Genomic DNA, 24,309 nt, shown 5'->3' with positions numbered 1-24,309 from the left:
GCTACACGAAACTGTGATCGAACGGCACGGAAGTGGAAAAACGGCCCTCGAAAGGGCCGTTTCATCCTTGGGAGGATAATGCGAAGTTTACTCGGCGGCCTGCAGGGCAGGCACCTCGATTTCTTCGCCCAATTGCCCCGCCATAGCGGCTGCAAATCTGGTCTGGTCGAGCTCGCCTTCCCAGCGGGCAACGACAACCGTGGCTACCGCATTGCCGACGAAATTGGTCAAGGCGCGGCATTCCGACATGAATCGGTCGATGCCGAGGATCAACGCCATGCCGGCGATCGGCACGGACGGCACGACCGCGAGCGTCGCGGCCAGCGTGATGAAGCCTGCACCGGTGATTCCGGCGGCACCCTTGGAACTCAGCATGGCCACCAGCAGCAGCAGCACCTGATCTCCCAGCGACAGCGGCGTATCGGTTGCCTGGGCGATGAACAATGCCGCCAGCGTCATATAGATATTGGTGCCGTCGAGATTGAAGGAATAGCCCGTCGGGATGACGAGGCCGACGACGGAGCGCTTGCAGCCTGCACGCTCCATCTTGTTCATCAGGCCCGGCAATGCGGCTTCGGACGATGAGGTGCCGAGCACCAGCAGCAGCTCCTCCTTGATGTAGCGGATCAGCGCCAGGATCGAGAAGCCGTTATAGCGGGCAACGGCGCCGAGCACGACGAGCACGAATAGCAGCGAGGTGGCGTAAAAGGTGCCGATCAGGAAGGCCAGATTGGCGATCGTGCCGATACCATATTTGCCAATGGTGAACGCCATCGCACCGAAGGCACCGATGGGAGCGAACTTCATCAGCAGGGCAACCATGCGGAAGATCGGCGTGGTCAGTGCCTGCAGGAAATCCGTCACCGGGCGACCACGTTCGCCGGCAGCGCCAAGCGCAATGCCGAACACCACCGAGAAGAACAGCACCTGGAGAATATCGCCCTTGGCGAAAGCGCCGACGATCGTATCCGGAATGATGTTCATCAGGAAGCCAACGACCGACGCGTCATGGGCCTGTGCCGCATAGTTGTTGACGGCCTTCGTATCCAGCGTCGCCGGATTGATGTGCATGCCGGCACCCGGCTGCACGACGTTGGCAACGATGAGACCGACGATCAGCGCCAAAGTCGAGAAGGTCAGGAAGTAGATGAACGACTTGCCGACGACGCGACCGAATTTCTTCAAGTCCGACATGCCGGCGATGCCGGTCGTGACCGTCAGGAAGATAACGGGCGCGATGACCATGCGCACCAGTTTGATGAAGGCATCACCCAGCGGCTGCAGCGATGTGCCGAGCTGCGGATAATAGTGACCAAGCAGGATGCCGGCAGCGATGGCGGTGAGAACCTGTACATAGAGATGCCGGTAGAAGGGAACTTTGGCACGCGTTTCCGCGGCAGCGATGGGAGCAATCATGATGTCCTCCGTTAAGCCCAACCGATCTCTCGGCCCTCCGGGCGACGACTAGAATTCAACAGCCTCCGACTGTTTCATCATCCTTTGCAATGGCCGTGCCAAATGCGCGCCATGATTTTAACACATTGCTTTTATTGAGTTTTGATTTCCGGCGCGGATCGAAGGTCGTCGGCCTGTGCGACTATCCGCACAGATCGAATTGCGGTGCGCGCGAAATCATGCACAATACGGCAATGCTGCAGCGCCCGGCCAACGAACGATTTCTAACGCCAGAGCAACTGGGCCGGCGCTCCCGCCGGGTCTGGCTCGTGTTTGCGTTTCTAAGTGCGGCTGTCATTGCGGCTGGACTTTATGGCGCGAATTTCTATGGTCGGCTCTCGGCAATAGAAACGCTGCAGAGGCAGGGGCACACGGATGCGAACCTCAAGGTTGCCCTGCTGCGCGCAGTCCTCGAACGTCCGCGCGCCCTGCCGCTCTTGCTGGCCGACGATCAGCAGGTGCGAGATGCGCTCGCCGAGAAGCACATCGACGATGTTGTTGCCCTGGACCGCAAGCTCGAAAGTCTCGTCTCGGGCACCAGCGCATCCGTCCTTTACGTCACCGGCAAGGACGGCGTCGCCATGGCCTCCAGCAACTGGCGCGAGCCCTTGAGTTTCGTCGGCAATGACTATTCCTTCCGCAATTATTTCCGCAAAGCCATGGAAACGGGAACCGCCGAACATTATGCACTCGGCACGGTCAGCAATCGCCCCGGCCTCTACATTTCCCGACGCGTCGGCGATGTCGGCTCTGCGCTTGGTGTCGTTGTGGTGAAGATGGAGTTCGATCAGCTGGAGGCTGACTGGAGCGAGACCGGCCGCCCCGCTTACGTGGCAGACGAACGCGGTGTCGTGCTCATCACCAGCCTACCCTCATGGCGCTTCATGACGACCGCTCCGCTTGCGCGCGAGGAAGCCGACGCGATTCGAAAAAGCCTGCAATTCGGCGCAGCACCGCTTTCGCCCCTTCCGGTCAGCCATCCCGAAGAAGTCGGCCCGGATGCAACCATCGTGCGCGCCATTCTGCCCGGAAGCAGCGCTGCGGAATATTTGCAGCTGACGGTCGCGGTTCCATCGACGCCCTGGCAGCTCGGCTATCTGATCCCGACCGATCAGGCGATTGCCTCATCCGTGCGCGAGACGCGCTTCCTGGCCTTGACCGTTCTTCTGCCGATCCTCGCATTCGCCGCTTTCCTGCTGCGACGCCGCGACGTATCGGCCATGCAGATCGCCGTCAGCCGGATCGCGCGTGAAGAATTGGAGCGCCGGGTTCTTGAGCGCACGGAGGACTTAAGCCAGGCCCGCGATCGGCTGGAGGAGGAAATTGCAGACCACCGTGCGACGGAAGCCAAGCTGCAGGGTGTGCAGCAGGATCTCGTGCAGGCCAATCGCCTTGCCATCCTGGGTCAGGTCGCCGCCGGCGTAGCTCATGAAATCAATCAGCCGGTGGCGACGATCCGTGCCTATGCTGAGAATGCCAATGTCTTCCTCGACAGGCGGCAGACGGAGCCGGTGAAGGAAAACCTTTCGGCGATCGCGGCGCTGACGGAGCGTATCGGCACGATCACCGAAGAACTGAAGGCCTTCGCCCGCAAGGGAAGGACTGCACCGGAGCCGGTTGATCTCAGAAGCGTGATAGAGGGGGCCGTGGTCCTGCTGAGGAGCCGCTTTGCCGGCCGCCTGGATGCGCTGAAGATCGAGTTGCCACCAACGGGGCTCGGCGTTGTCGGGACCCGCATCCGGCTGGAACAAGTGCTGATCAACCTCTTTCAGAATGCTCTGGAGGCCCTGGAAGGTCGCGACGAGGCCAAGGTGGAGGTGTCGGTGCGCGAAACCTCAGAGGAAGTCGAGATTGTGGTTTCTGATAACGGCCCCGGCATTCCCGCGGCGATCCTCGACTCGCTGTTTACACCCTTCAACACGTCCAAGGAAAAAGGCCTCGGCCTTGGTCTCGTCATTTCGAAGGATATCGTCGTCGATTATGGCGGCCGCATCGACGTCGAGAGCAATGGCAACGGCACCCGCTTCACCGTCCATTTGCGCAAGGCCACGCCATGAATGAGAGTTCCCCCGTTTTCCTCATCGACGACGACAAGGATCTGCTGAGGGCAACGAAGCAGACGCTTGAATTGGCAGGCTTTGCCGTTTTCGCCTTCTCTGCGGCTGCCGAGGCGCTCCATGCTCTCGGGGCCGATTTTGCAGGTGTCGTCGTTTCCGATATCCGCATGCCGCAGATGGACGGGCAGCAGCTCTTCGCTCGTATCAAGGCGCTCGACGCCGATCTGCCGGTCATCCTGGTGACGGGTCATGGCGATATTCCGATGGCGGTACAGGCGATCCAGGATGGCGCTTATGATTTCATCGCCAAGCCTTTCGCCACGGATCGGGTGGTGCAGAGCGTGCGGCGAGCTGCTGAAAAGCGACGGCTTGTGCTGGAAAATCGTGCGCTGCGGCAAGCGGCCGAACAGTCACAGGGCGATCTGCCGCTGATCGGACAGACTCCTGCCATCGAGCGGCTGCGCCATACATTGCGGCAGATCGCCGATACGGATGTCGATGTGCTTGTCACGGGAGAGACCGGCAGCGGCAAGGAAGTGGTGGCGAGCCTACTGCATCGATGGAGCCGGCGAGCGAAGGGCAATTTCGTTGCGTTGAATTGTGGCGCCCTGCCCGAAACCGTGATCGAGAGCGAGCTGTTCGGCCATGAGCCAGGCGCTTTTACCGGCGCGCAGAAGAAGCGCGTCGGGCGCATCGAACATTCAAGCGCCGGCACCCTGTTTCTCGACGAGATCGAAAGCATGCCGCCGGCAATCCAGGTGCAGATGCTGCGCGTGCTGGAAATGCGCGAGGTGACACCGCTCGGCACCAATGAAATCCGCCCCGTCGATCTTCGCGTCGTTGCGGCGGCGAAGGTCGATCTCGGCGATCCCCGCCAGCGCGGCGATTTTCGCGAGGATCTCTACTATCGCCTCAACGTCGTCACGCTTTCCATTCCGCCATTGCGTGAACGGCGCGATGACATTCCCCTGCTCTTCGGCCATTTCGCGGATCGTGCCGCCGACCGCTTCAAGCGCGAGGTGCCGGCCATATCCACAACAGTGCGCCGCCATCTGCGGGAGCACGACTGGCCGGGTAATGTTCGCGAACTCTCGCATTTTGCCGAGCGCTTCGTGCTCGGCCTCGAATCGGCAACAGCGGTAAAATCCGACGAAGCGCCGACGGCGGATGAAGGCCTGCCGCTGCCTGCTCGAATAGAGCGCTACGAAGCCGAACTCATCCGCGAAACCCTGTCACAGAACAATGGCGATGTGCGACGGACCATCGAAGCGCTCGGCATTCCAAGAAAGACCTTCTACGATAAGCTCCAGCGGCACGGCATCGTCAGAGGCGATTTTACCGGCTTTGATGGGGATGATCGCCGGGGCTCATGATCCACTGCCGATGAGCGACCACGCCAGCTGAAGCCGCCTCGTGTGAACTTCAGGCGCTGCGGCGCATGTCCTTGGCATTGCCTTGCCTTTGCCGGGCCGCTGCCTCGGCTGTACGATCCAGAACCTGCATCGCGTGCGCGACCACCGCCGCAAGCGCTTCATCGCTCTTAGAGGCAGCTACGACCAGCGGTGCGCTCAGGCAAATTCTAAGAGCACTTGCCGGTACATCACCAAAATCGGCACAGCGAACGGGCTGGCCGAGACGCGCCAGGGCAACTCCATCGCCTTCGACGGCCAACTCCTTGTAGACCGCTGCCATTTCCGCTGCGGTCAGCATGGCGCCATCTGTGCAATTGCGCAGGTAGAACGAAAAGATGGAGGGAATTTCATCCCACCGAAGAGCCGATGATGCGCCCCACAGCTCACGCCGCTCCAACCGCCGGCTCTGCAAAGGCTCGAAAGCCGGATCGTTCGCAAGACGATCAGAAACCGCCTCGGCAAAGGCGGACAAAACCGTGACTACACGGTCTTCAGGAATATCGAGGAAGCATCCGAGTTCGAACAGCGCGGCTTTCCAGCGCAGCAGCAGGCCGAGATTGGCACGCTCCGGCAAGATATTGCGAGCGGCCCAGCTTTCAGGCCACTCCGCCTTCCCGCAATAGTCGGCCAAGGCTCCGGGCAGCGCGCGCGATTTGAAGCGCTGCGACATTTGTGGCGGGCACAGAAGCGCGCCGCTGAAAATCGGCCCGGCGAGGAATTTCGAACCCGTGAGCGCGACCATGAAACCATGGGCGAGATAGGCACGGATCGTTGCCGCCGACAGACGAAACTGACAGGCATCGATCATGATATCGAGCACGGTGCCGAAACGCTCCTTCAGACGCATGACGGTCTCAAGGCTCGGCGCCAGCAGGCTGGTCTTCGATACGTCTGTTACGACGAGCAGGCATCTGAGGCCGGCTGCGCGCGCAAGCTCGATGAGGCCGCGCAGCTCCTCTTCCACCTCGTTGTCGGCGCGAAGGGAACCATCCTTATTGCGGACAGCAATGGTGGCATTGCGCGTGGCATCCCCCACCCGCAATTCTTCGCCCTTGGCGACGGACCGTGCGCTGCTGACGCGGCTCATGAAATGCCGCCCGGCCGATGCCGTCATGACGCCGCTGCCCGTCTCGTTCCCCATAAGTGTGATGGTCATCAGGGCACGCTCGTCCTCGCCCGCCAGCAATGCTGCCGAAAAGAGATGAATGTCCGTGCCCGATGTGGCCAGGATCGCATCGATCCGGGGTGCCGACGCTTGGTTAAGGCCGAGCAAGCGCAACAGATCCTCCCGCCCGCGCCCGATTTCGCGATCGTAGACAGCCGTCGGCGAGCTTGTTTCCATCTCCCGCCTCAGATCCGCATAATAGGATTCGACCGCGGCAAAGGCGGCGGCGGATATGGTCGATGCCGTCGACGAGCCGAAAGCGAGATCTTCGGGCCGGGGTGCCGGACCATAGCCATACATATTGAGCCCGGTGAGCGGGTCGCAATCCAGCCGTTCATCGCCACCCGACACCAGGTGTTTCAGCAGCGCATCCCTCGCCTCGCTCCGTTGCTTCGACAACGCACCCGTAGTCGCATTTTTATCCGGGGTACGGTCGTCAGCAACTTGCTGCATGGAGAAGCATTCCTCTTTCGCCAATGTCGACACGCTTTGCAGAATCGCGCTGCGGTCTACGCCGAGCGGGGGAACCTCGGCAGCCGAACATTACGCTTCACAAGATGGAGCGAGGCTGACTTCCCAAGGCCGCCAGCGCCAGCAGTAAGCGCAATAAAAAAGCTCGCGATCCGGAGGGCCGCGAGCTCATTTCTGCAAGGCGAATTGTTGGATCAGCCGGCAGCTTCCAGCTTATCCTGCGTCTTCGTCTCGAAGTCGCTGGCATCATGGCGCTCACGCAGCTGCTCGGATGGATCGCCCGACATGCGGTTGACCATGCGGCCGCGCTTGACGGCAGGACGCGAATAGACCTGCTCGGCCCAGCGCTGCACGTTCTTGTAGTCCTGCACCTGCAGGAACTCGGCCGCACCGTACTGCCACCCCTTGGCCAAACCGCCGTACCACGGCCAGATGGCGATATCGGCAATCGTATAGTCGCTGCCGGCGATGTATTCGCTTTCGGCCAGCCGACGGTCGAGCACGTCGAGCTGGCGTTTCACCTCCATGGCGAAACGATCGATCGCATATTCGATCTTCGTCGGTGCATAGGCGTAGAAATGACCGAAACCGCCGCCGAGATAGGGCGCGCTGCCCATCTGCCAGAACAGCCAGGAGATGCATTCGGCACGCGCCGGCTGCTCGGTCGGCAGGAAGGTGCCGAATTTTTCGGCGAGATACATCAAAATCGAAGCCGATTCGAAAACGCGAACCGGCTTCGAGCCACTGCGGTCGAGCAAAGCCGGGATCTTCGAATTCGGATTGATGTCAACGAAACCGCTGCCGAACTGGTCGCCCTCACCGATCTTGATCAGCCAGGCATCATATTCAGCGCCGCTGTGACCAAGCGCCAGCAGCTCTTCAAGCATGATGGTGACCTTCACGCCGTTCGGCGTTCCAAGCGAATAGAGCTGAAGGGGATGGCGTCCTACCGGCAGTTCCTTCTCGTGAGTCGGGCCAGCGATCGGGCGGTTGATATTGGCGAACTGGCCGCCATTGGCCTTGTTCCAGGTCCAGATTTTCGGCGGCGTATATTCGGCAGAACCGGTCATGGGCATCCTCCTTTTTCGGGAATCGAATTTGGGCGATCTTCGATGTAGCGCGCTACATAGATCGCACATAGGGCCCGCTCTTCATTTTTGCGAGAGGAGAATGCGCACTCTTTAACGCGGAAGCGCTCTTGCCGCCCGGGCTGGAGCGCGGGCTCCTCAGCTACGTTGGGCCATTGCCAACCGTCTGGAGGTTCATGAAACGAAAAAGCCTGCCGCGGGAGGAGGAGCGGCAGGCTTTTTACAAGAACCGAACAGCGGATGGGAGGAGGAGTTCCGCTATTCCTGCAGCCGTCCCTGGGAGGAGGATAAGGACGTCTGCCAAGCGAAGGGATGCGGGAGGAGATGCATCGCTTCGATGAAGACGAACATACCAGTCTTTTGCTCAGTTCATAGGCATTTCTTTGCAAGGCAGTTATGCGCCATGCGAAAACCGGGCAGCTGGGTCGATAGCAATTTTCAGCTAGGGCGGCGAAGAATGAGCGGAATGCCCATAAAGCAAAAGCGCCTGCTCGGGGGAACAGGCGCTGGCATAATGCAGCTTTTATAAGGAGCCGTCGTGGCCGTTAGCGAGCGATCGCTGCGCGGGCAACGTTGCGGATTTCACCGCGATCGATACCCAGGTCGTGCAGTTCGCGCGTGGACATACGGCCCAGTTCGGCGACCGTCTGACGATACTTGCGCCAGTTATTGAAAGAGCGTGCTACGTTCATGATGATCCCCTTTCCTTGGGCTTTCGAAGCTGAGCAGCCGTGCTTGGCGCTCCCGTCGCTTCGATGAGAAATATATAGTCGAAGCCCGCAGCTTTTTGCAGAGCTAAGAGATCACTCCACCAATGCGTCTATTGCATAGGTCGCCGAAAATGCAGGCGATCGCCGCCGTCAGATTGGCTTTTGTGATTTGCTGATGACAGCGCCGCCTTTGTCTGCGAAAAGAAGAGAGATGAGAGACAGGGGCGTCCGCTATCCGGCGGGCTGAGAAGTACCCTTCGAACCTGAACCAGATCATGCTGGCGGAGGAAGTCGCTCGGGACCTCGCGAAGCTGAAGCACGTCGTCCCTACGCGTCTCGCCCGCCTGAAAGGGGCGATATGCAAGACCAAATCACACCGGGCAATCTGCTTCGCACCATGCGGGCGAACCCTCCGCTGGTGCAATGCATCACCAATTTCGTCGCCATGAATATCGCGGCCAATGTGATGCTTGCCGCCGGGGCATCGCCGGCGATGGTGCATGCCGAAGAAGAAGCCGACGAGTTTGCCGCTATATCGGGGGCGCTGACGATCAATATCGGTACGCTTTCCGCGGATTGGCTTGCGGGCATGCTGAAGGCCGCACAGTCGGCAAACAATGCCGGCAAGCCCTGGGTCCTCGATCCCGTCGCCCATTATGCGACTGCGTTTCGTCGGGATGCCATCACGCGCTTGCTGGAACTAAAGCCGGCAATCATTCGCGGCAACGCATCCGAGATCATCGCGCTTGCCGGCGGGACGAGCCGCGGCCAGGGTGTCGATAGCCGCGATGCCGTCGAGCAAGCCGAAGATTCCGCCCGTCAGCTCGCCCAAAAGCACGGCTGCATAGTCGCAGTCACCGGCGCTACGGATTTTGTGACGGATGGGCAGAAGGCGAAGCGCATCGCAGGCGGTTCGCCATTGATGCCGCAAGTAACCGCACTTGGATGCTCGCTAACCTGCCTCGTCGGTGCGTTTGCGGCGGCAGCTCCGGATGATCCGTTCGATGCGACCATAGCGGCGCTTACGGTCTTTGCCGTTGCCGGCCAACAGGCAGGAGCGGACGCAGAGGGGCCAGGCTCCTTCTCCTGGCGCTTCCTCGATGCCCTCACAGGCCTTACCCCGGAAACACTGGATCGAGACGCAAGGATATCGGCAGCATGAACCAAGACTTCGATCTATCCCTCTATCTCGTCCTCGATCCGCTGCTATGCCGTGATCTCGGCATGGTGGAGACAACGCGGGCGGCGGTGGCGGGCGGCGCCACCATGATCCAGCTTCGCGACAAGGAGGCTTCGACCGCAGCCATGATCGAAACCGGCCGTGCCCTCAAGCAAATCCTGCACGGAACGAATGTTCGGCTGATCGTCAACGACAATGTCGAGGCTGCCATCGCCATCGGCGCCGATGGCCTTCACATCGGCCAGGAAGATATGAACGCTGCCGACGCCCGCCACATGATCGGGCGGGACATGATCCTCGGTCTCTCGGTGGAAACGGAAGCGCTTGCCTCCTCCATAGATGCCCGCATCGTCGACTATGCCGGCGTCGGCCCGGTCTTTGCCACGTCCACCAAGCCCGACCACAAGCAGCCGATCGGCTTCGACGGGCTTGCCCGCATCGTCAGGCTTTGCCCCATTCCATCAGTCGCGATCGGCGGCCTGAAGGCAGAGCATGCCGCGAGCGTTTACTCAGCCGGCGTCGTTGGTCTCGCGGTCGTCTCGGCAATATGCGGCCAACCGGACCCGCAAGCCGCGACAATTCTCATAGCGAACGCCATCAAGGAGGCTCGCCAATGATCCGCAATGTCTTATCCATCGCTGGCTCCGATCCCTCCGGCGGCGCTGGCATTCAGGCCGACCTGAAGGCTCTCTCCGCTCGCGGCGTTTATGGAATGGCGGCTCTGACAGCTTTGACGGCGCAGAACACGCAGGGCGTTTCCGGCGTCCATCCCGTGCCTCCACATTTCGTGGCAGATCAGATCAATGCGATCTTTGCCGACATCCGTGTGGATGCCGTCAAAATAGGCATGATCGCCAATGCCGCCATCGCCAATGCCGTCGCAGACATTCTGGCGCGACATCGCGATGTGCCCGTCGTCCTCGACCCGGTCATGATCGCCAAGGGCGGCGCTGCCCTGCTCGCTGCCGATGCCGTTGACGTGCTGACCACACGATTGCTGCCGCTTGCGACCGTCATTACCCCGAACCTGCCCGAGGCGGCTGCGCTGTTGCATGACGCTGAGGCGAAGAACCGCGAAGACATGGCGCGCCAGGCGCGTGCGCTGGCAGCGCTCGGGCCTTCAGCTGTCCTTGTCAAGGGTGGTCATCTCGAAGGAGATGAAAGCCCGGATGCGCTCGCAAGCGGCGATCATGTGACCTGGTTCGAAGCTGAACGGCTGCCGACCAAGAATACGCATGGAACGGGCTGCACGCTCTCCAGCGCTATCGCGGCCGAGATCGCCAAAGGCCTGCCGCTTGCCGAAGCCGTTGCATCCGCAAAAGCCTATCTCGCCGCCGCGGTTGCCGCCGCAGGCCAACTTTCCATCGGCAGCGGCCATGGGCCTGTGCAGCATTTCCATGCACTGTGGGCCACAAATAAGGAGTAGCAAGCCTGTTACTCAAGGATCAGGTCGCCGCTTCTGGTGCCGGACGTGGCCTCGTCCTCGATCGGGCATAAGACAAAAAGCGCCGCCCTGATGGGCGGCGCCTCCTCTTCTATTTGCGATCGAATGGTACCAACGTCTCAGGCCCAGCCCATGGTCAGCACGCCAAAAAGGATGACGGCGCCAAGACCGATACGGTAGATGACGAAAGGCCAGGTCGAGAAGCGCTCCAGGAAGCGCATCAGCCCCCAGATGGTGATGAAGGACGATATGCTGCCGACGATCAGGCCAACGAGCAGTACCGACCAGGCTTCCATCGGAATATGCGCCTTGTGAAGCTCATAAAGCTCCTTCAAGCCGGCAAGAGCGATGGCCGGTAAGCCGAGCAGGAAGGAGAACCGTGCCGCCTCCTCTCTTTTTAAGCCGAGGAACAGTGCGCCGGTCAGGGTCGAACCCGAGCGCGAGACGCCGGGGATAAGAGCACCGACCTGCGTGATGCCGACAAAAAGGGCATCCATCAGCGTCATCTGTCCGATATCCTTTCTATGGCGGCTGTAAAGCTCAGCGACCGCCAAGAGCAAGCCCATGACCACGCAGGCGATGCCGATGACCCAGAGGCTGCGGAAAGACGTGCCGCAAGCGTTCAGGGAGGATGACAGCAGCAGGCCGGCGATCACGATCGGTACGGTTGCAATCACGATGGCGATCGCAAGCCGGATGGAAGGAGAGCTCCAGTCCCTTTGCCTGATCGCATCGAGCGATCCAAAGGTGACGTAGCGGACGTCGCTCCAGAAATAGGAGACGATCGCCGCAAGTGCTGCAAGCTGCATCGTAGCCGAGAAGGCAGAACCGGGGTCCTGCCAGCCCAGCAACGCCGGCACCAGGCGCATGTGGGCAGTGGACGAAACCGGCAGCAGCTCCGTCAATCCCTGCACGACGCCCAGAAATGCGATCTTGGCATAGCCCAGGGCGACAAAGCCCGTGTCCACGCCTTGCGTACAAACATCAGCCACGTTTTGATATCCTCAGTTGTTCATGGGGCTTTGCACCGGAGCGGTGCGACGAACTAGCTGTGAAACTGGTTCCCAAATTGAACTTGGCAAAACCTGGTGAAGGGGGCGCCAATTTCACATCGGGACAAGCTGAGGATATAGCCGCGCAGGCTGAACTCTATCTGAAATTGCCGGCTCGAATTTCAGAGTTTGGCGTATTTCTAGCCTTCATCCTCCGGCAGCGCCTGCATATAGCGGATCATGGTGTAGAAGCCGGCGAGGAGGACCAACGCGCCTGCCGCATGGTGCAGATTATGCAGCATCGTATGGTGATGCCTGAGCAGAAGGCAGCTCAGATTATAAAGGGTGATGGCGACCGCCGTCATGAGAGCGGCCAGGAAAAGCGCCATGTTTCGCTGAAAGAAATCAATCATCACGCACACCTCGTTTGAGTGCCAAGAGATTCCATAAGGATTGGGGAGGAATTACGACAAAGGCACAGAGCCGAGGCGCCGTGGCGGGCGAACGCCGACTGGCTCATTTCGTATAGAGCGCGCGCGATCTTTCCAGATGCTTGAGCATCGCCTGCTCGGCGCCATCGGCATCGTTTTCAGCCAGACGCGCAAGAATTTCCTCGTGCTCGACCAGCGTGAACTTTTCCTTGCCGGTCCAGATCAGCATGTCGGTGTGATAGGCTTTCAGCCATGCGAGCATCGCCTCGCTGACGGCAGCGAAGATCGGATTGCCGGAAATCTGGGCGATACGCGTGTGGAACTGCATATCGGCAGAAATGAAGTCCTCCGCATGGCCAAGGGATGCCCGCTGCCGGTCGATGATTTCACTGAGATCGGCAACATCTTTCTTGCTCGCGCGCTGTGCGGCCTCGCGTGCCATGCCGCGCTCGAAGAAGATGCGGGCGCTCTTCAGCTGTTCAAGGGAATCAGGTGATTGCGACAACATGATCTTTGCGGTCAGGTCGACCTGCCGAAAGATCGACTTCGCAGTGAGCTGAAGCACCTTAGCACGTTCGCCATGGGAAATGTTGACCAGCCCCATATTGGCAAGGGCCTGCATGGCCTCCCGGATCGCCGGACGTCCTACACCGAAGCGTTCCATGAGGACACGCTCTGACGGCATCTCATCACCCGGCTTGAGCTCTCCCGACGTGATCAACCGTTCCAGCCGGTCGAATACTTCATCGGATAGCTTTCGGCGTACAATTTGTTCGACTGGCTCGCCCATGGAATCCCGCTTTCCCAAAGCTTTTACTCCCTTATGCATTTTTGGCCGCCATGGCGGAAGCCCCACCCTACCGACAACCGGGCAAAAAATAGTTGCAGAAGTTGGAATACTCATTATACCAGATCACCAGTTTGCGCCACGCGGAAATCGTCGGCGAGAGGAGCATTCACCCACTTATGACCATCACCATCACCTACCGCATCGAAACGTCTGGGAGCATCGAGGCGATGGCTCGCAAGATCGCCAGCGATCAGTCGACAGGCACCTTCGTCGCTGTGCCGGGCGAGACGGAAGAACTCAAGGCGCGCGTGGCCGCGCGTGTCGTCGCGATCCACCCTCTTGCTGATGCGGAGCGTCCGACCTGGCCGGAGGCGGGCGAGGGCTATGGCCCGATCCATCGGGCCGATGTCGACATCGCCTTCCCGCTGGATGCGATCGGCACCGATCTTGCTGCACTCATGACGATCGCGATCGGCGGCGTCTTCTCGATCAAGGGCATGACCGGCATCCGCATCGTCGACATGAAGCTGCCGGAGGCCTTTCGCGATGCGCATCCCGGCCCGCAATTCGGCGTTGCCGGCAGCCTTCGACTGACCGGCGTCAACGGCCGCCCGATCATCGGCACCATCGTCAAGCCGGCGCTCGGCCTTCGGCCGGAAGAAACGGCGGCACTGGTCGGCGAGCTGATCGGCTCCGGCGCTGACTTCATCAAGGACGACGAGAAGCTGATGAGCCCGGCCTATTCGCCGCTCAAAGAGCGCGTCGAGGCCATCATGCCCCTGATCCTCGATCACGAGCAGAAGACCGGCAAGAAGGTCATGTATGCCTTCGGCATTTCGCATGCCGATCCCGACGAGATGATGCGCAACCACGATCTCGTGCTGAAGGCCGGCGGCAATTGCGCTGTTGTTAACATCAATTCCATCGGCTTCGGCGGCATGAACTTCCTGCGCAAGCGCTCCGGGCTGGTGCTGCATGCGCATCGCAATGGCTGGGATATCCTGACCCGCCATCCCGGCGCCGGCATGGATTTCAAAGTATATCAGCAATTCTGGCGCCTGCTCGGCGTCGACCAGTTCCAGATCAACGGCATCAGGGTCAAATACTGGGAACCGGACGACAGTTTCGTCGAATCCTTCAAGGCCATCAGCACGCCCCTGTTCGATCCAACGGACTGTCCGCTTCCGGTCGCCGGCTCGGGCCAATGGGGAGGACAGGCGCCCGAAACCTACCAGCGCACCGGCCGGACGACGGACCTTCTCTATCTCTGTGGCGGTGGCATCGTCAGCCACCCCTTCGGACCGGCGGCCGGCGTTCGTGCGATCCAGCAGGCCTGGCAGGCGGCGGTTTCGGACATTCCGCTTGAACAATATGCCAAGGACCACCCGGAACTTGCCGCCTCGATCGCAAAATTCAGTGACGGCAAGGACGCCTGACAGCAATGTCTAATCTTCTTCTCGGCTATTACGGCGATGATTTCACTGGCTCCACCGACGTCATGGAGGCGCTCGCCTCGAACGGCGTGCCGACGGCACTCTTTCTCGGCGTTCCGAGCAAAACCATGCTGGAGCGGTTCAAGGATTGCCGCGCCATCGGCATTGCCGGCACCAGCCGCAGCGAGACGCCGCAATGGATGGACGAGCATCTGACATCAGCATTCGAATGGCTGAAGAGCCTCGATGCCGCGATATGCCATTACAAGGTCTGCTCGACTTTCGATTCCAGCCCCAGGATCGGCAACATCGGCAAGGCAATCGAGATCGGAAAAGCGCTCTTTGCGCAATCCGTCGTCCCGGTCGTGGTCGGTGCGCCGCAGCTCAAGCGCTATACCGCCTTCGGTCATCTTTTCGCAGCCTATCAGGGCGAAGTCTTCCGTATCGACCGACACCCGGTCATGAGCCGGCATCCCGTCACGCCCATGGATGAGGCCGATCTGGCCGTGCATCTGAGCAGACAGACGTCCCTCCCCGTCGGTCTCGCGGACCTCGTCACGATCCGGGCAACCGATGCCGACGCGCGGATCGATGCGCTGACGGGAGGCAAGGAGGGTATCCTGCTGCTTGACGTCGATAGTGCGGAAACGCAGGCTGCCGCAGGACGGCAGCTATGGCGTCTGGCAAGCAAGGGCGACGCCCTCGTCGCAGGCTCGTCCGGTGTCGAATATGCCCTTCTCGATGCCTGGCGCAACGAAGGCCTGATCGAAGAGAAGCCGGATTTCGCTCCTCCGGGCAAGGTAGATCGCCTGGCGGTCGTTTCCGGCAGCGTGTCGCCGACGACTGAACGGCAGATCCGCCGCGCGACGGCTAATGGTTTTGACGGCATCGATCTCGACCCCTTGGCGCTTGTCGGCGAAGATGCCGGGCAGGCACTTGACGCAGCGGTCGCCGCAGGCATGGCCAGCCTCAAGGCCGGCCGCAGCGTCATTCTTCATACGGCACTTGGCCCATCGGCCGATCGCGGCGGCGATATCGACCGTATTCCGGGCGCCCGCCATCGCCTGGGGCAAGCTCTCGGCACGATCCTGCGACGGTTGATCGAAGAGGAAAATCTCGGCCGCGCCGTCATCGCCGGCGGCGACACGTCGAGCCACGCCCTGAAGGAATTGCGTGTCGAAGCGCTGACGACGCTTCTTCCATTGCCGCAAACCCCCGGCTCGCCGCTTTGCACGGCCCATGGCAGCTACGCGGCCACCAATGGCCTGCAGATTGCGTTGAAGGGCGGGCAGGTCGGCACCGACGACTACTTCGCACAAATTCTCGACGGCAGAGCATCGTAGCTGTGCATTCTCGGGCAAAGTCATTGGCATGCTCATTGACTCATCATACCACTTGCGATACCACACTCCGAAAGTGAACGAGGTACCAACATGACTGCAATTGCTCTTTTCGGCGCCGGCGGCAAAATGGGCTACCGGCTCGCCAAGAACCTGAAAGGCTCGCGCTTCGATGTGCGCCATGTCGAGGTCAGCGATGCCGGCAAGACCCGCCTGAAGAACGACCTTTCCGTCGATTGCGTCCCGGCCGATGCCGCACTGGATGGCGCAGACGTCGTGATCCTTGCTGTACCTGACACGGCGATCGGCAAGGTTGCCGCCGGCATCGTCGACAAGCTGAATCCCGGCACGATGGTTGTTGCTCTCGACGCCGCGGCCCCCTTTGCCGGCCATCTGCCGCAGCGCGAAGACCTCACCTATTTCGTCACCCATCCCTGCCATCCGCCGATCTTCAACGACGAGACCGACATGCAAGCCAAGAAGGACCATTTCGGTGGTCTCTTTGCCAAGCAGCATATCGTCTCCGCGCTGATGCAGGGTCCGGAAAGCGCCTATGCGCTTGGCGAGGAGATCGCCACGGTCATCTGGGCGCCCGTCATGCGCTCGCACCGCGTCACCGTCGAGCAGATGGCGATGCTGGAGCCGGGTCTTTCCGAAACCGTCTGCGCCTCGCTGCTCGTCGTCATGCGCCAGGCCATGGATGAATGCGTTGCCCGCGGCGTTCCGGCGGAAGCCGCCCGCGACTTTCTCCTCGGCCACATGAACGTGCTCGGCGCCGTCATCTTCAAGGAAGTCGACGGCGTATTCTCCGATGCCTGCAACAAGGCGATCGAATTCGGCATTCCTGCGCTGATGCGCGACGACTGGAAAAAAGTTTTCGAGCCGCAGGAGATCGCAGACAGCATCCGTCGCATCACCTGATCGACGCCCCCGGGAGGGCGTCGCCCTCCCTTTGCCGCCCTGCCGGGAACAGGGCCTGTTTCATAACTGGGAGGAGACCATGAAACTGAGACGCAGACTGACACTTGCAGCCTTCACCGGTGCACTGGCGCTGGGCACGGCAATGCCGGCCTTCGCGGCAGATCTGATCGCCATCATCACGCCGGCCTTCGACAATCCATTCTTCAAGGCAGAGGCCGTCGGCGCCGAAGCCAAGGCAAAAGAGCTGGGTTACGAGACGCTGGTCATGACGCACGACGACGATGCCAACAAGCAATCGGAAGTCATCGACACCGCCATCGGGCGTGGCGCCAAGGCCATTATCCTCGACAATGCCGGTGCGGACGCAACGGTCGCTGCCCTGAAGAAGGCCAAGGATGCGGGCATCCCTTCCTTCCTCATCGACCGCGAAATCAATGTCACCGGCATCGCAGTCGCCCAGATCGTTTCCAACAATTACCAGGGCGCCCAGCTCGGCGCGCAGGAATTCGTCAAACTGATGGGCGAAAAGGGCAATTATGCCGAACTCGTCGGCCGCGAAGCCGATACCAATGCCGGCATCCGTTCGCAGGGCTATCACGACGTCATCGACGACTATCCGGACTTGAAGCTGGTCGCCAAGCAATCGGCGAACTGGAGCCAGACGGAAGCCTACGCCAAGATGGAAACCATCCTGCAGGCAAATCCCGACATCAAGGGCGTGATCTCGGGCAACGACACCATGGCGATGGGTGCGATTGCCGCTCTGCAGGCCGCCGGCCGCAAGGATGTGATCGTCGTCGGCTTCGATGGCTCCAACGATGTGCGCGACTCCATCAAGGCGGGCGGCATCAAGGCGACGGTCATGCAGCCGGCCTACGCCCAGGCGCAGAAGGCGGTCGAACAGGCCGACGCCTACATCAAGAACAAGACGGCGCCGAAGGATGAGAAGCAATTGATGGATTGCGTCCTCATCAATGCCGACAACGCCAACAAGCTTGAAACCTTCGCACTGAAGAACTGAGGGCGGACCACTAGAGCCGGATGATTTTAGGTCTGTTCGACCTAAAATCTGAATCCGCTCTAGAATCAAAGAAGTAGAGCGTGATGTCGTCCGAAAACCGCATACACTTTTCGGCATCACGCTCTGGGTTGGAGGGCGCGGCAAAACCGCGCTCTCCGGAGCTTTTCTGCAAGATCGAGGTGCAATTGCATGTTGAGGATCAGAGGCGCGCTCGTGGCCTTTGTATTGGCCGCGGCATTGCCCGGCTGCAAGATTATCAAGACGCCCACGCCCGAGGAGAAGGCGGCAGCGGCGGCAAAGAGTGCCTTCGACCCCGCAACCAAGGTGGAGGCGATCTGGCAATCCCAGGTGCTGCCCACCATCGATAAACGCGCGGGCGACATCAAGACGGTATTGCAGGCTGTCGCATCGAGCCCGGACGAGGCCGGCGCGAAATACGGAAATCCGCGGAAGCAGGCTTCATCCCCCTGGACCTATGCCGTCAAGCTGAGCGGCAAGATCGTCGCTGCCGATACCGCCTCCCGCGCCGGAACCCTCGATGTCGATGTGGATGGCGACGGCAAGGCGGATGCGAAGGTGCAGATCGGCCCGGCTGTCCGCGGCACGGCGCTGCGCGACGCGCTGGATTTCCTGGACTTCAACGAATTCAGGAATCAGATCGAATGGGCTCAGTTCGGCAAGGCCTTCAATGAGAAGGCAAACTCGTCCTTTCTGGCGGCCCTGCCCCGCGACGGGCTGACCGGGAAGCCGATCACGGTGACCGGCGCGTTTCCGCTGCCCGCATCCGGCCAGCTTCCCCTGATCACCCCTTCGGCCCTGACATTGGGGCAATGACCATGAGCGAAACGTCAAGCAACGACATCATCCTGCGCCTGGAGGACGTTTCCAAGGTCTATTCCGGCATCGTTGCCGTCAAGCACGCCAATCTCGAGCTGCATCGCGGCGCGGTCAACGTGCTCGTCGGCGAAAACGGCGCCGGCAAGTCGACCCTGATGAAGATCATAGCCGGCGTCGAACGGCCGACCGCCGGCCGCATCCTGCTCGAGGGCGAGGAAGTCTCCTTCGATAGCCCCGCTGCCGCGCGGGCTCGCGGAATCGGCATGATCTTCCAGGAGCTCAATCTTTTCGCCAACATGACGGTGGCCGAGAACATCTTTGCCACGCGCGAAATCACCCGTGGCGTCTTCGGTATCGATCACAAGGCGCAGGTCGTAAAGGCCAACGAGTTTCTGGATCGGCTCGACGCTGGCATAGACGCCAAAACCATGGTCGAGGACCTTCCGATCGGGCAGCAGCAGCTCGTCGAGATCGCCAAGGCCATCTCGCTCGATGCCCGCATCCTCATCATGGATGAGCCGACATCGGCGCTGTCCGCGGCGGAGGTCGACATTCTGTTCAAGGTCATCGCAGAGCTGAAGGCTCAAGGCGTTGCGATCGTCTATATCTCGCACCGGCTGGAAGAGCTGATGCGGATCGGTGACTACATCACCGTGCTGCGCGACGGGCAGATCACCGGCCATGCCATGGTTCGCGATATCGACACGAAATGGATCGTCCGCTCGATGATCGGATCCGACGCCAAGGATTTCGCCAGGGATGGAGGCCATGCGATCGGCAAGGAAGCCTTCCGTGCCGAGGAGATCAGCCTGCCGAGACGCACCGGCGGCCTTGCCGTCGATCATGTCTCGCTGTCGGTGCGCGCCGGCGAAATCCTCGGCATCTACGGCCTGATGGGTGCCGGGCGCAGCGAATTCTTCGAATGCGTGATGGGCCGGCATATGCATTCGACCGGGCGGATCTATATCGATGGCGTGGAGGTTCGCGCCCGCGACACCACCCGGCGCATCCGGCACGGCCTTGCGCTGATTCCCGAGGATCGGCAGCGCGAAGGACTGGTCCAGGTCCTGTCCATCGCCAGCAACCTGACGCTTGCAAGCCTTGGGCGTTTCGCCCGGCTGCTTTTCCATATCGATCCGGGCGCCGAAAAGAATGCCATCCGCGACATGATCCGCGATCTCTCAATCAAGGCGCCCAATCCGGACTTCGAAGTTACCTCCATGTCAGGCGGCAACCAGCAGAAGGTCGTCATCGGCAAGGCGCTGATGACCGATCCGAAGGTGCTTTTGATGGACGAGCCGAGCCGCGGCATCGATGTCGGCGCCAAGGCAGACGTTTTTCGCACCATGCGCAGGCTGGCCGGCAAGGGCCTGGCAATCTTGTTTTCAACATCGGACCTTGAAGAAGTCATGGCTCTTTCGGACCGCATCGCAGTGCTCAGCAACGGCAAGCTCGTCACCGTTCTCGACCGAAGCGAAGCGACGGAAGAGGCCATCATCGCGGCATCCGCCAAGGGACACGGACATATAGGGAAACTCGCGTTATGACCGCAGATACGTCCTCCGCCTTTGCGACCAATCGCTCGAACGGCTCCGTTCTCCTGACGCTGATGAAGCTCAGAACCTTCATCGCGCTGTTCGCCGTCGTCATCTTTTTTGCGATCTTTGCACCGAACTTCACCTCGACCGCCAACATCATCCTGATGTCGAAGCATGTCGCGCTCAACGCCTTTCTCGCCATGGGCATGACCTTCGTGATCGTCACCGGCGGGATCGATCTATCGGTCGGTTCGATCGTCGGCCTTTGCGGCATGGTGGCCGGTGCCCTCATCCTGAATGGCGTCGAACTGCCGATCGGATATACGGTCTACTTCAACATCTACGAGATCATCTTCATCACACTGGCCGTCGGCCTGGGGATTGGGCTGATCAACGGCCTGCTCATCACCAAGCTCAACGTCGCGCCCTTCATCGCCACGCTCGGAACGCTCTACATCGCCCGTGGCCTCGCGCTTCTGTCTTCCGACGGTCAGACGTTCCCGAACCTCGTGGGACGGCCGGAATATGATACGACAGGCTTCGATGTCTTTGGCGCCGGCCGCCTGCTCGGCCTTCCCGTTTCCATCTGGATCCTGATCGTGCTGGCGCTCGCCGCCGCCTATGTCGCCCGCTCGACGCCGATCGGCCGGCACATCTTCGCTGTCGGTGGAAACGAGCGCGCCGCGCGCATGTCCGGCATCCGCGTCGATGTGGTCAAGATTTTTGTCTATATGTTCTCAGGCCTCTGCGCCGCCATCGTCGGTATCGTCATATCGTCGGAGCTGATGGCGGCGCATCCGGCAACCGGCGAGAGCTTCGAGCTGAACGCCATTGCAGCAGCCGTGCTTGGCGGCACCTCCATGTCGGGCGGACGCGGCACCATAGGCGGGACGATCATCGGCGCCTTCGTCATCGGCATTCTTTCGGATGGCCTCGTGATGATGGGCGTATCATCCTTCTGGCAGATGGTCATCAAGGGGCTGGTCATCATCATCGCTGTGGTCGTGGATCAGGCGCAGCGGCGTCTCCAGCAGCGCGTAACTCTCATGCAAATGGCAAAGGCAGGCTGAAATGGCAGAACTCAAGGGCGCGTTGATCGGTTGCGGCTTCTTCGCGATCAATCAGATGCATGCGTGGCGAGACGTCAAAGGCGCCAGCATCGTTGCGATCTGCGACCGCGACCCGGAGCGGCTGAAGATCGTCGGCGACCAGTTCGGCATCGAACGTCGCTATACGGATGCAGCCGCAATGTTCGCCGATGGTGGCTTTGATTTCGTCGACATCGCAACGACGGTGGCGAGCCATCACGCCCTGGTGGAGATGGCCGCCTCCCACAAGATTCCGGCCATCTGCCAGAAGCCCTTCGCAAAAACGCTGAGCGACGCCAAGGCAATGGTCGCAGTCTGCGCTGAAGCCGGCGTGCCGCTGATGGTGCATGAGAATTTTCGCTGGCAGACACCTATTCAAGCCGTCAAGACCGCTCTGCAGTCCGGCGTAATCGGCGAGCCCTTCTGGGGACGTTTCTCCTTCCGCTCGGGCTATGACGTCTTTTCCGGCCAGCCTTACCTGGCAGAAGGCGAACGGTTCATTATCGAGGATCTCGGTATCCACACGCTCGATATCGCCCGCTTCGTCCTCGGTGACGTTTCTTCACTGACGGCCCGCACCAAACGGGTCAATCCCAAGATCAAGGGCGAGGATGTCGCAACTATCCTGCTCGACCATGAGAGCGGCGCGACCTCGATCGTCGACGTCAGCTACGCCTCCAAGCTTGCAACCGAGCCCTTCCCGGAGACGCTGATCGAACTCGACGGCACGAAGGGTAGCATTCGGCTGTCGCAAGGATATCGGCTTGAGGTCAGCGCCCCCGATGGCGTGCGCGTCTCGGATGCATCGCCGCGGCTTCTGCCCTGGGCTTCTCGTCCCTGGCACAACATCCAGGAAAGCGTTCTGGCGATCCAGCAGCATTGGATCGACCGTCTTGCCTATGGCGGCGAGACTTCCACGTCAGGTGCCGACAATCTCAAGACCCTGGCACTTGTCGAGGCCGCCTACGAGAGTGCCGCCAACGGGTATCCCATCGATATCGGAGCGATGCTGCGATGAAGACCGAGATCGATCCGTTTCAGCTTTACGGCACACGCGAGCTCGAAACGCCGCCGATGCGACTGACTTCGGGCAGGCTGGATGTCGATTTCAAGGACGGCAATCTCCGGACCATCCGCTATGATGGCATCGAGGTTCTGCGGGCTGTTTCCTATCTGATCCGCGATCGCGATTGGGGCACCTATTCGCCCGGTATCGACGATCTACGGATCGAGCAGCGTCATGATGGCTTTTTCGTCAGCTATCTAGCGCGCTGCGCCGGCCCCGAGAACACCGAGCTTACCGTCGACGTTCGGATAACGGCTCAAGTCGATGAGGCCCTGATCTTCGAAGCGACGGTGCTCTCGACGACCGGCTTCGAAACCAACCGCTGCGGCTTCTGTATCCTGCACCCGATCGTCGGCGTTGCCGGGATGCCCGTTTCGGTTGAACATGTCGATGGGAGCAGCGAGAGCACGCATTTTCCCGACCTCATCGAACCCTGGCAGCCCTTCAGGGATATGCGGGCGATTACGCATAGCGTGGTGGCGAACGTAACAGCCGAATGCCGCATGGAAGGCGACACCTTCGAGATGGAAGATCAGCGCAACTGGTCCGATGCTTCCTACAAGACCTACGTTCGCCCGCTCGCCCTGCCCTGGCCTTATCGAATTCCGGCTGGAAAGCCGATGCGGCAGCGCATCGTTCTGACCATCGGAGATATGCGCCGCCTGCCTCCCGCCTCCACCTATGGTTCGGAAAAAACGCCCGCGGTCGGGCTGAGCGCTGGAGCAAGGTCCGGATTCATGCCGTCCATGGGCCTTGTCATTACGCCGGAGGAGGCGGATGCGACGCCAGCTGCGCGCGACCGGCTGGCTGAAATCGGACCGCAGGAGCTGCTGTTCCACTTCGATCCAGATGCCGGCCACGGTGCTGACGCCTTCAGGCGCTTCGCCGCCGTTGCCGCACTCCATCCAGGCAGATCGACGCTCGAAATCGCATTGCCCTGCCGCCAGACACCTCTTGTCGAGACACAGCAAATAGCAGGCTGGATGCAGGCGGCCGGCTTCAAACCCGATGCAATCATGATCTCGCCTTCCGTCGACCGGCAATCGACGCCGCCGGGCAGCAAATGGCCGGAATGTCCGCCGCTCGAGGAGGTCTACGCCGCCGCGCATGCGGCCTTTCCCGATATGCGTATCGGCGGCGGCATGCTGAGCTATTTCACCGAACTCAATCGCAAACGAGTGCCCGCGGGCACTCTGGATTTCATCACCCATTGCACGAATCCCATCGTGCATGCGGCCGACGATCTTAGCGTCATGCAGACGCTGGAAGCACTGCCATTCATCACACGTTCCATACGCGCCATTTACGGCGACAAGCCCTACCGTATCGGCCCATCCACCATACCGATGCGACAGAACCCCTATGGCAGCCGCACAATGGACAATCCCCGCGGCGGCCGTATCGCCATGGCTAACATCGATCCGCGTCACAATGCCCGCTTCGGGGAAGCTTTTGCGTTGGGTTACGCGGCCCGTGTCCTCGATGCCGGATTGGAATGCCTGACGCTTTCGGCGCTGACGGGGTCCTTCGGGCTGATCGCCGGAGCGAACGAGCCGTCGGCGGCAGGCGCCAAACGGCCATTGTTCAATACGATTGCGACGCTGTCACGCCTCGCCGGCCAGCAATGGCAAGAGTGCCTGTCGTCCGATCCGAGCGCCGTACTCAGCTTCACCACGGCACGGTCCAACGGATTGCGTTCGCTCCATCTGGTCAACATAACGCCCATTCCGCAACTGGTGGAGCTGGGGGAGTTTCGGCTTAAGGAACAGAGGGGAAACAAGAGGCTCATGCTTGATGCCTACAGCACTCTTTCGGCTGAGTTGATGGATTGACCTTCAATTGCAGACGCGCATGTTAGTCCCAACAATCG

21 protein-coding genes and 1 riboswitch are annotated in these 24,309 nt (G+C 60.7%); of the genes, 15 read left to right on the top strand and 6 right to left on the bottom strand.

Features of this window, described 5'->3' with window-relative positions; translation table 11 throughout:
* Positions 1-87: 87 nt before the first annotated feature.
* Positions 88-1,416: a dicarboxylate/amino acid:cation symporter gene (locus tag RTCIAT899_RS26950; RefSeq protein WP_015342999.1), complete on the bottom strand. Its 1,329-nt coding sequence runs from the start codon at positions 1,414-1,416 to the stop codon at positions 88-90.
* A gap of 218 nt (positions 1,417-1,634) precedes the next feature.
* Between RTCIAT899_RS26950 and RTCIAT899_RS26945 the strand changes: the two genes are divergently transcribed.
* Together RTCIAT899_RS26945 and RTCIAT899_RS26940 are read left to right on the top strand one after the other, a co-directional pair.
* Positions 1,635-3,512 (top strand): sensor histidine kinase, encoded by a 1,878-nt coding sequence (locus RTCIAT899_RS26945; RefSeq protein ID WP_041678405.1) that lies wholly within the window; start codon positions 1,635-1,637, stop codon positions 3,510-3,512.
* Positions 3,509-4,885: a sigma-54-dependent transcriptional regulator gene (locus RTCIAT899_RS26940; protein ID WP_015342997.1), complete on the top strand. Its 1,377-nt coding sequence runs from the start codon at positions 3,509-3,511 to the stop codon at positions 4,883-4,885. The genes RTCIAT899_RS26945 and RTCIAT899_RS26940 overlap by 4 nt, the downstream gene beginning before the upstream one ends.
* Positions 4,886-4,934: 49 nt before the next feature.
* Here the strand turns inward: RTCIAT899_RS26940 and RTCIAT899_RS31780 are convergent, their stop codons facing one another.
* From RTCIAT899_RS31780 to RTCIAT899_RS32680, 3 genes are all read right to left on the bottom strand, one after another.
* Positions 4,935-6,542: a hypothetical protein gene (locus RTCIAT899_RS31780; protein WP_015342996.1), complete on the bottom strand. Its 1,608-nt coding sequence runs from the start codon at positions 6,540-6,542 to the stop codon at positions 4,935-4,937.
* Between the two features lie 212 nt (positions 6,543-6,754).
* A complete protein-coding gene (yghU, locus tag RTCIAT899_RS26930; protein ID WP_015342995.1) occupies positions 6,755-7,630 on the bottom strand; it encodes a glutathione-dependent disulfide-bond oxidoreductase in 876 nt (291 codons plus the stop codon).
* Positions 7,631-8,193: 563 nt separating this feature from the next.
* Positions 8,194-8,340, bottom strand: a complete 147-nt coding sequence (locus RTCIAT899_RS32680; RefSeq protein ID WP_015342994.1) for a DUF1127 domain-containing protein — start codon at positions 8,338-8,340, stop codon at positions 8,194-8,196.
* A gap of 228 nt (positions 8,341-8,568) precedes the next feature.
* Positions 8,569-8,665, top strand: a riboswitch (TPP riboswitch).
* Between the two features lie 51 nt (positions 8,666-8,716).
* Between RTCIAT899_RS32680 and thiM the strand changes: the two genes are divergently transcribed.
* Genes thiM through thiD form a run of 3 tightly spaced genes read left to right on the top strand, consistent with a single transcriptional unit; the run spans position 8,717 to position 10,964 of the window.
* Positions 8,717-9,520, top strand: coding sequence for a hydroxyethylthiazole kinase (gene thiM, locus RTCIAT899_RS26925; protein ID WP_015342993.1), 804 nt, complete (start codon positions 8,717-8,719; stop codon positions 9,518-9,520).
* Positions 9,517-10,155 (top strand): thiamine phosphate synthase, encoded by a 639-nt coding sequence (gene thiE / locus RTCIAT899_RS26920; protein WP_015342992.1) that lies wholly within the window; start codon positions 9,517-9,519, stop codon positions 10,153-10,155. The genes thiM and thiE overlap by 4 nt, the downstream gene beginning before the upstream one ends.
* Positions 10,152-10,964, top strand: a complete 813-nt coding sequence (gene thiD, locus RTCIAT899_RS26915) for a bifunctional hydroxymethylpyrimidine kinase/phosphomethylpyrimidine kinase (RefSeq protein ID WP_015342991.1) — start codon at positions 10,152-10,154, stop codon at positions 10,962-10,964. The genes thiE and thiD overlap by 4 nt, the downstream gene beginning before the upstream one ends.
* Positions 10,965-11,101: 137 nt before the next feature.
* Here thiD and RTCIAT899_RS26910 read toward each other — a convergent pair whose 3' ends face one another.
* Entirely contained in the window at positions 11,102-11,974 is an 873-nt protein-coding gene (locus RTCIAT899_RS26910) for an undecaprenyl-diphosphate phosphatase (RefSeq protein WP_041678195.1), read from the bottom strand.
* A 59-nt stretch (positions 11,975-12,033) separates the two neighbouring features.
* Between RTCIAT899_RS26910 and RTCIAT899_RS33595 the strand changes: the two genes are divergently transcribed.
* A complete protein-coding gene (locus RTCIAT899_RS33595) occupies positions 12,034-12,405 on the top strand; it encodes a hypothetical protein (RefSeq protein WP_154660812.1) in 372 nt (123 codons plus the stop codon).
* Between the two features lie 85 nt (positions 12,406-12,490).
* Here the strand turns inward: RTCIAT899_RS33595 and RTCIAT899_RS26900 are convergent, their stop codons facing one another.
* The gene (locus RTCIAT899_RS26900) at positions 12,491-13,195 is read right to left on the bottom strand and encodes a transcriptional regulator NanR (protein ID WP_015342988.1); all 705 of its coding nucleotides are present in this window, start codon (positions 13,193-13,195) and stop codon (positions 12,491-12,493) included.
* Between the two features lie 176 nt (positions 13,196-13,371).
* Between RTCIAT899_RS26900 and oiaX the strand changes: the two genes are divergently transcribed.
* The 9 genes from oiaX to apnL all read left to right on the top strand — a co-directional run bounded on the left by oiaX (position 13,372) and on the right by apnL (position 24,271).
* Positions 13,372-14,631, top strand: a complete 1,260-nt coding sequence (oiaX, locus tag RTCIAT899_RS26895; protein ID WP_015342987.1) for a 3-oxo-isoapionate-4-phosphate decarboxylase OiaX — start codon at positions 13,372-13,374, stop codon at positions 14,629-14,631.
* A 5-nt stretch (positions 14,632-14,636) separates the two neighbouring features.
* Positions 14,637-15,971 (top strand): four-carbon acid sugar kinase family protein, encoded by a 1,335-nt coding sequence (locus tag RTCIAT899_RS26890; protein ID WP_015342986.1) that lies wholly within the window; start codon positions 14,637-14,639, stop codon positions 15,969-15,971.
* 90 nt (positions 15,972-16,061) lie between these two features.
* The gene (locus RTCIAT899_RS26885) at positions 16,062-16,889 is read left to right on the top strand and encodes a phosphogluconate dehydrogenase C-terminal domain-containing protein (RefSeq protein ID WP_015342985.1); all 828 of its coding nucleotides are present in this window, start codon (positions 16,062-16,064) and stop codon (positions 16,887-16,889) included.
* 79 nt (positions 16,890-16,968) lie between these two features.
* On the top strand, positions 16,969-17,910 hold the full coding sequence (locus RTCIAT899_RS26880; RefSeq protein WP_015342984.1) for a D-ribose ABC transporter substrate-binding protein: 942 nt from the start codon (positions 16,969-16,971) through the stop codon (positions 17,908-17,910).
* A 189-nt stretch (positions 17,911-18,099) separates the two neighbouring features.
* On the top strand, positions 18,100-18,744 hold the full coding sequence (locus RTCIAT899_RS26875; RefSeq protein WP_015342983.1) for a DUF2291 family protein: 645 nt from the start codon (positions 18,100-18,102) through the stop codon (positions 18,742-18,744).
* On the top strand, positions 18,741-20,294 hold the full coding sequence (locus tag RTCIAT899_RS26870; RefSeq protein ID WP_041678194.1) for a sugar ABC transporter ATP-binding protein: 1,554 nt from the start codon (positions 18,741-18,743) through the stop codon (positions 20,292-20,294). Before RTCIAT899_RS26875 ends, RTCIAT899_RS26870 begins: the two co-directional genes overlap by 4 nt.
* A complete protein-coding gene (locus RTCIAT899_RS26865) occupies positions 20,291-21,355 on the top strand; it encodes an ABC transporter permease (protein ID WP_015342981.1) in 1,065 nt (354 codons plus the stop codon). The genes RTCIAT899_RS26870 and RTCIAT899_RS26865 overlap by 4 nt, the downstream gene beginning before the upstream one ends.
* A 1-nt stretch (position 21,356) precedes the next feature.
* Positions 21,357-22,391 carry a Gfo/Idh/MocA family protein gene (locus RTCIAT899_RS26860; protein WP_015342980.1) on the top strand — a complete coding sequence of 345 codons (1,035 nt, stop codon included), beginning with the start codon at positions 21,357-21,359 and terminating at the stop codon, positions 22,389-22,391.
* Entirely contained in the window at positions 22,388-24,271 is a 1,884-nt protein-coding gene (apnL, locus tag RTCIAT899_RS26855; protein WP_015342979.1) for a D-apionate lactonase, read from the top strand. The genes RTCIAT899_RS26860 and apnL overlap by 4 nt, the downstream gene beginning before the upstream one ends.
* Positions 24,272-24,309: the final 38 nt, after the last annotated feature.

It is taken from the genome of Rhizobium tropici CIAT 899 (assembly GCF_000330885.1).
In the GTDB taxonomy this organism is placed as follows: Bacteria; Pseudomonadota; Alphaproteobacteria; order Rhizobiales; family Rhizobiaceae; genus Rhizobium; species Rhizobium tropici.
This window is presented reverse-complemented; position numbering and strand designations above follow the sequence as displayed.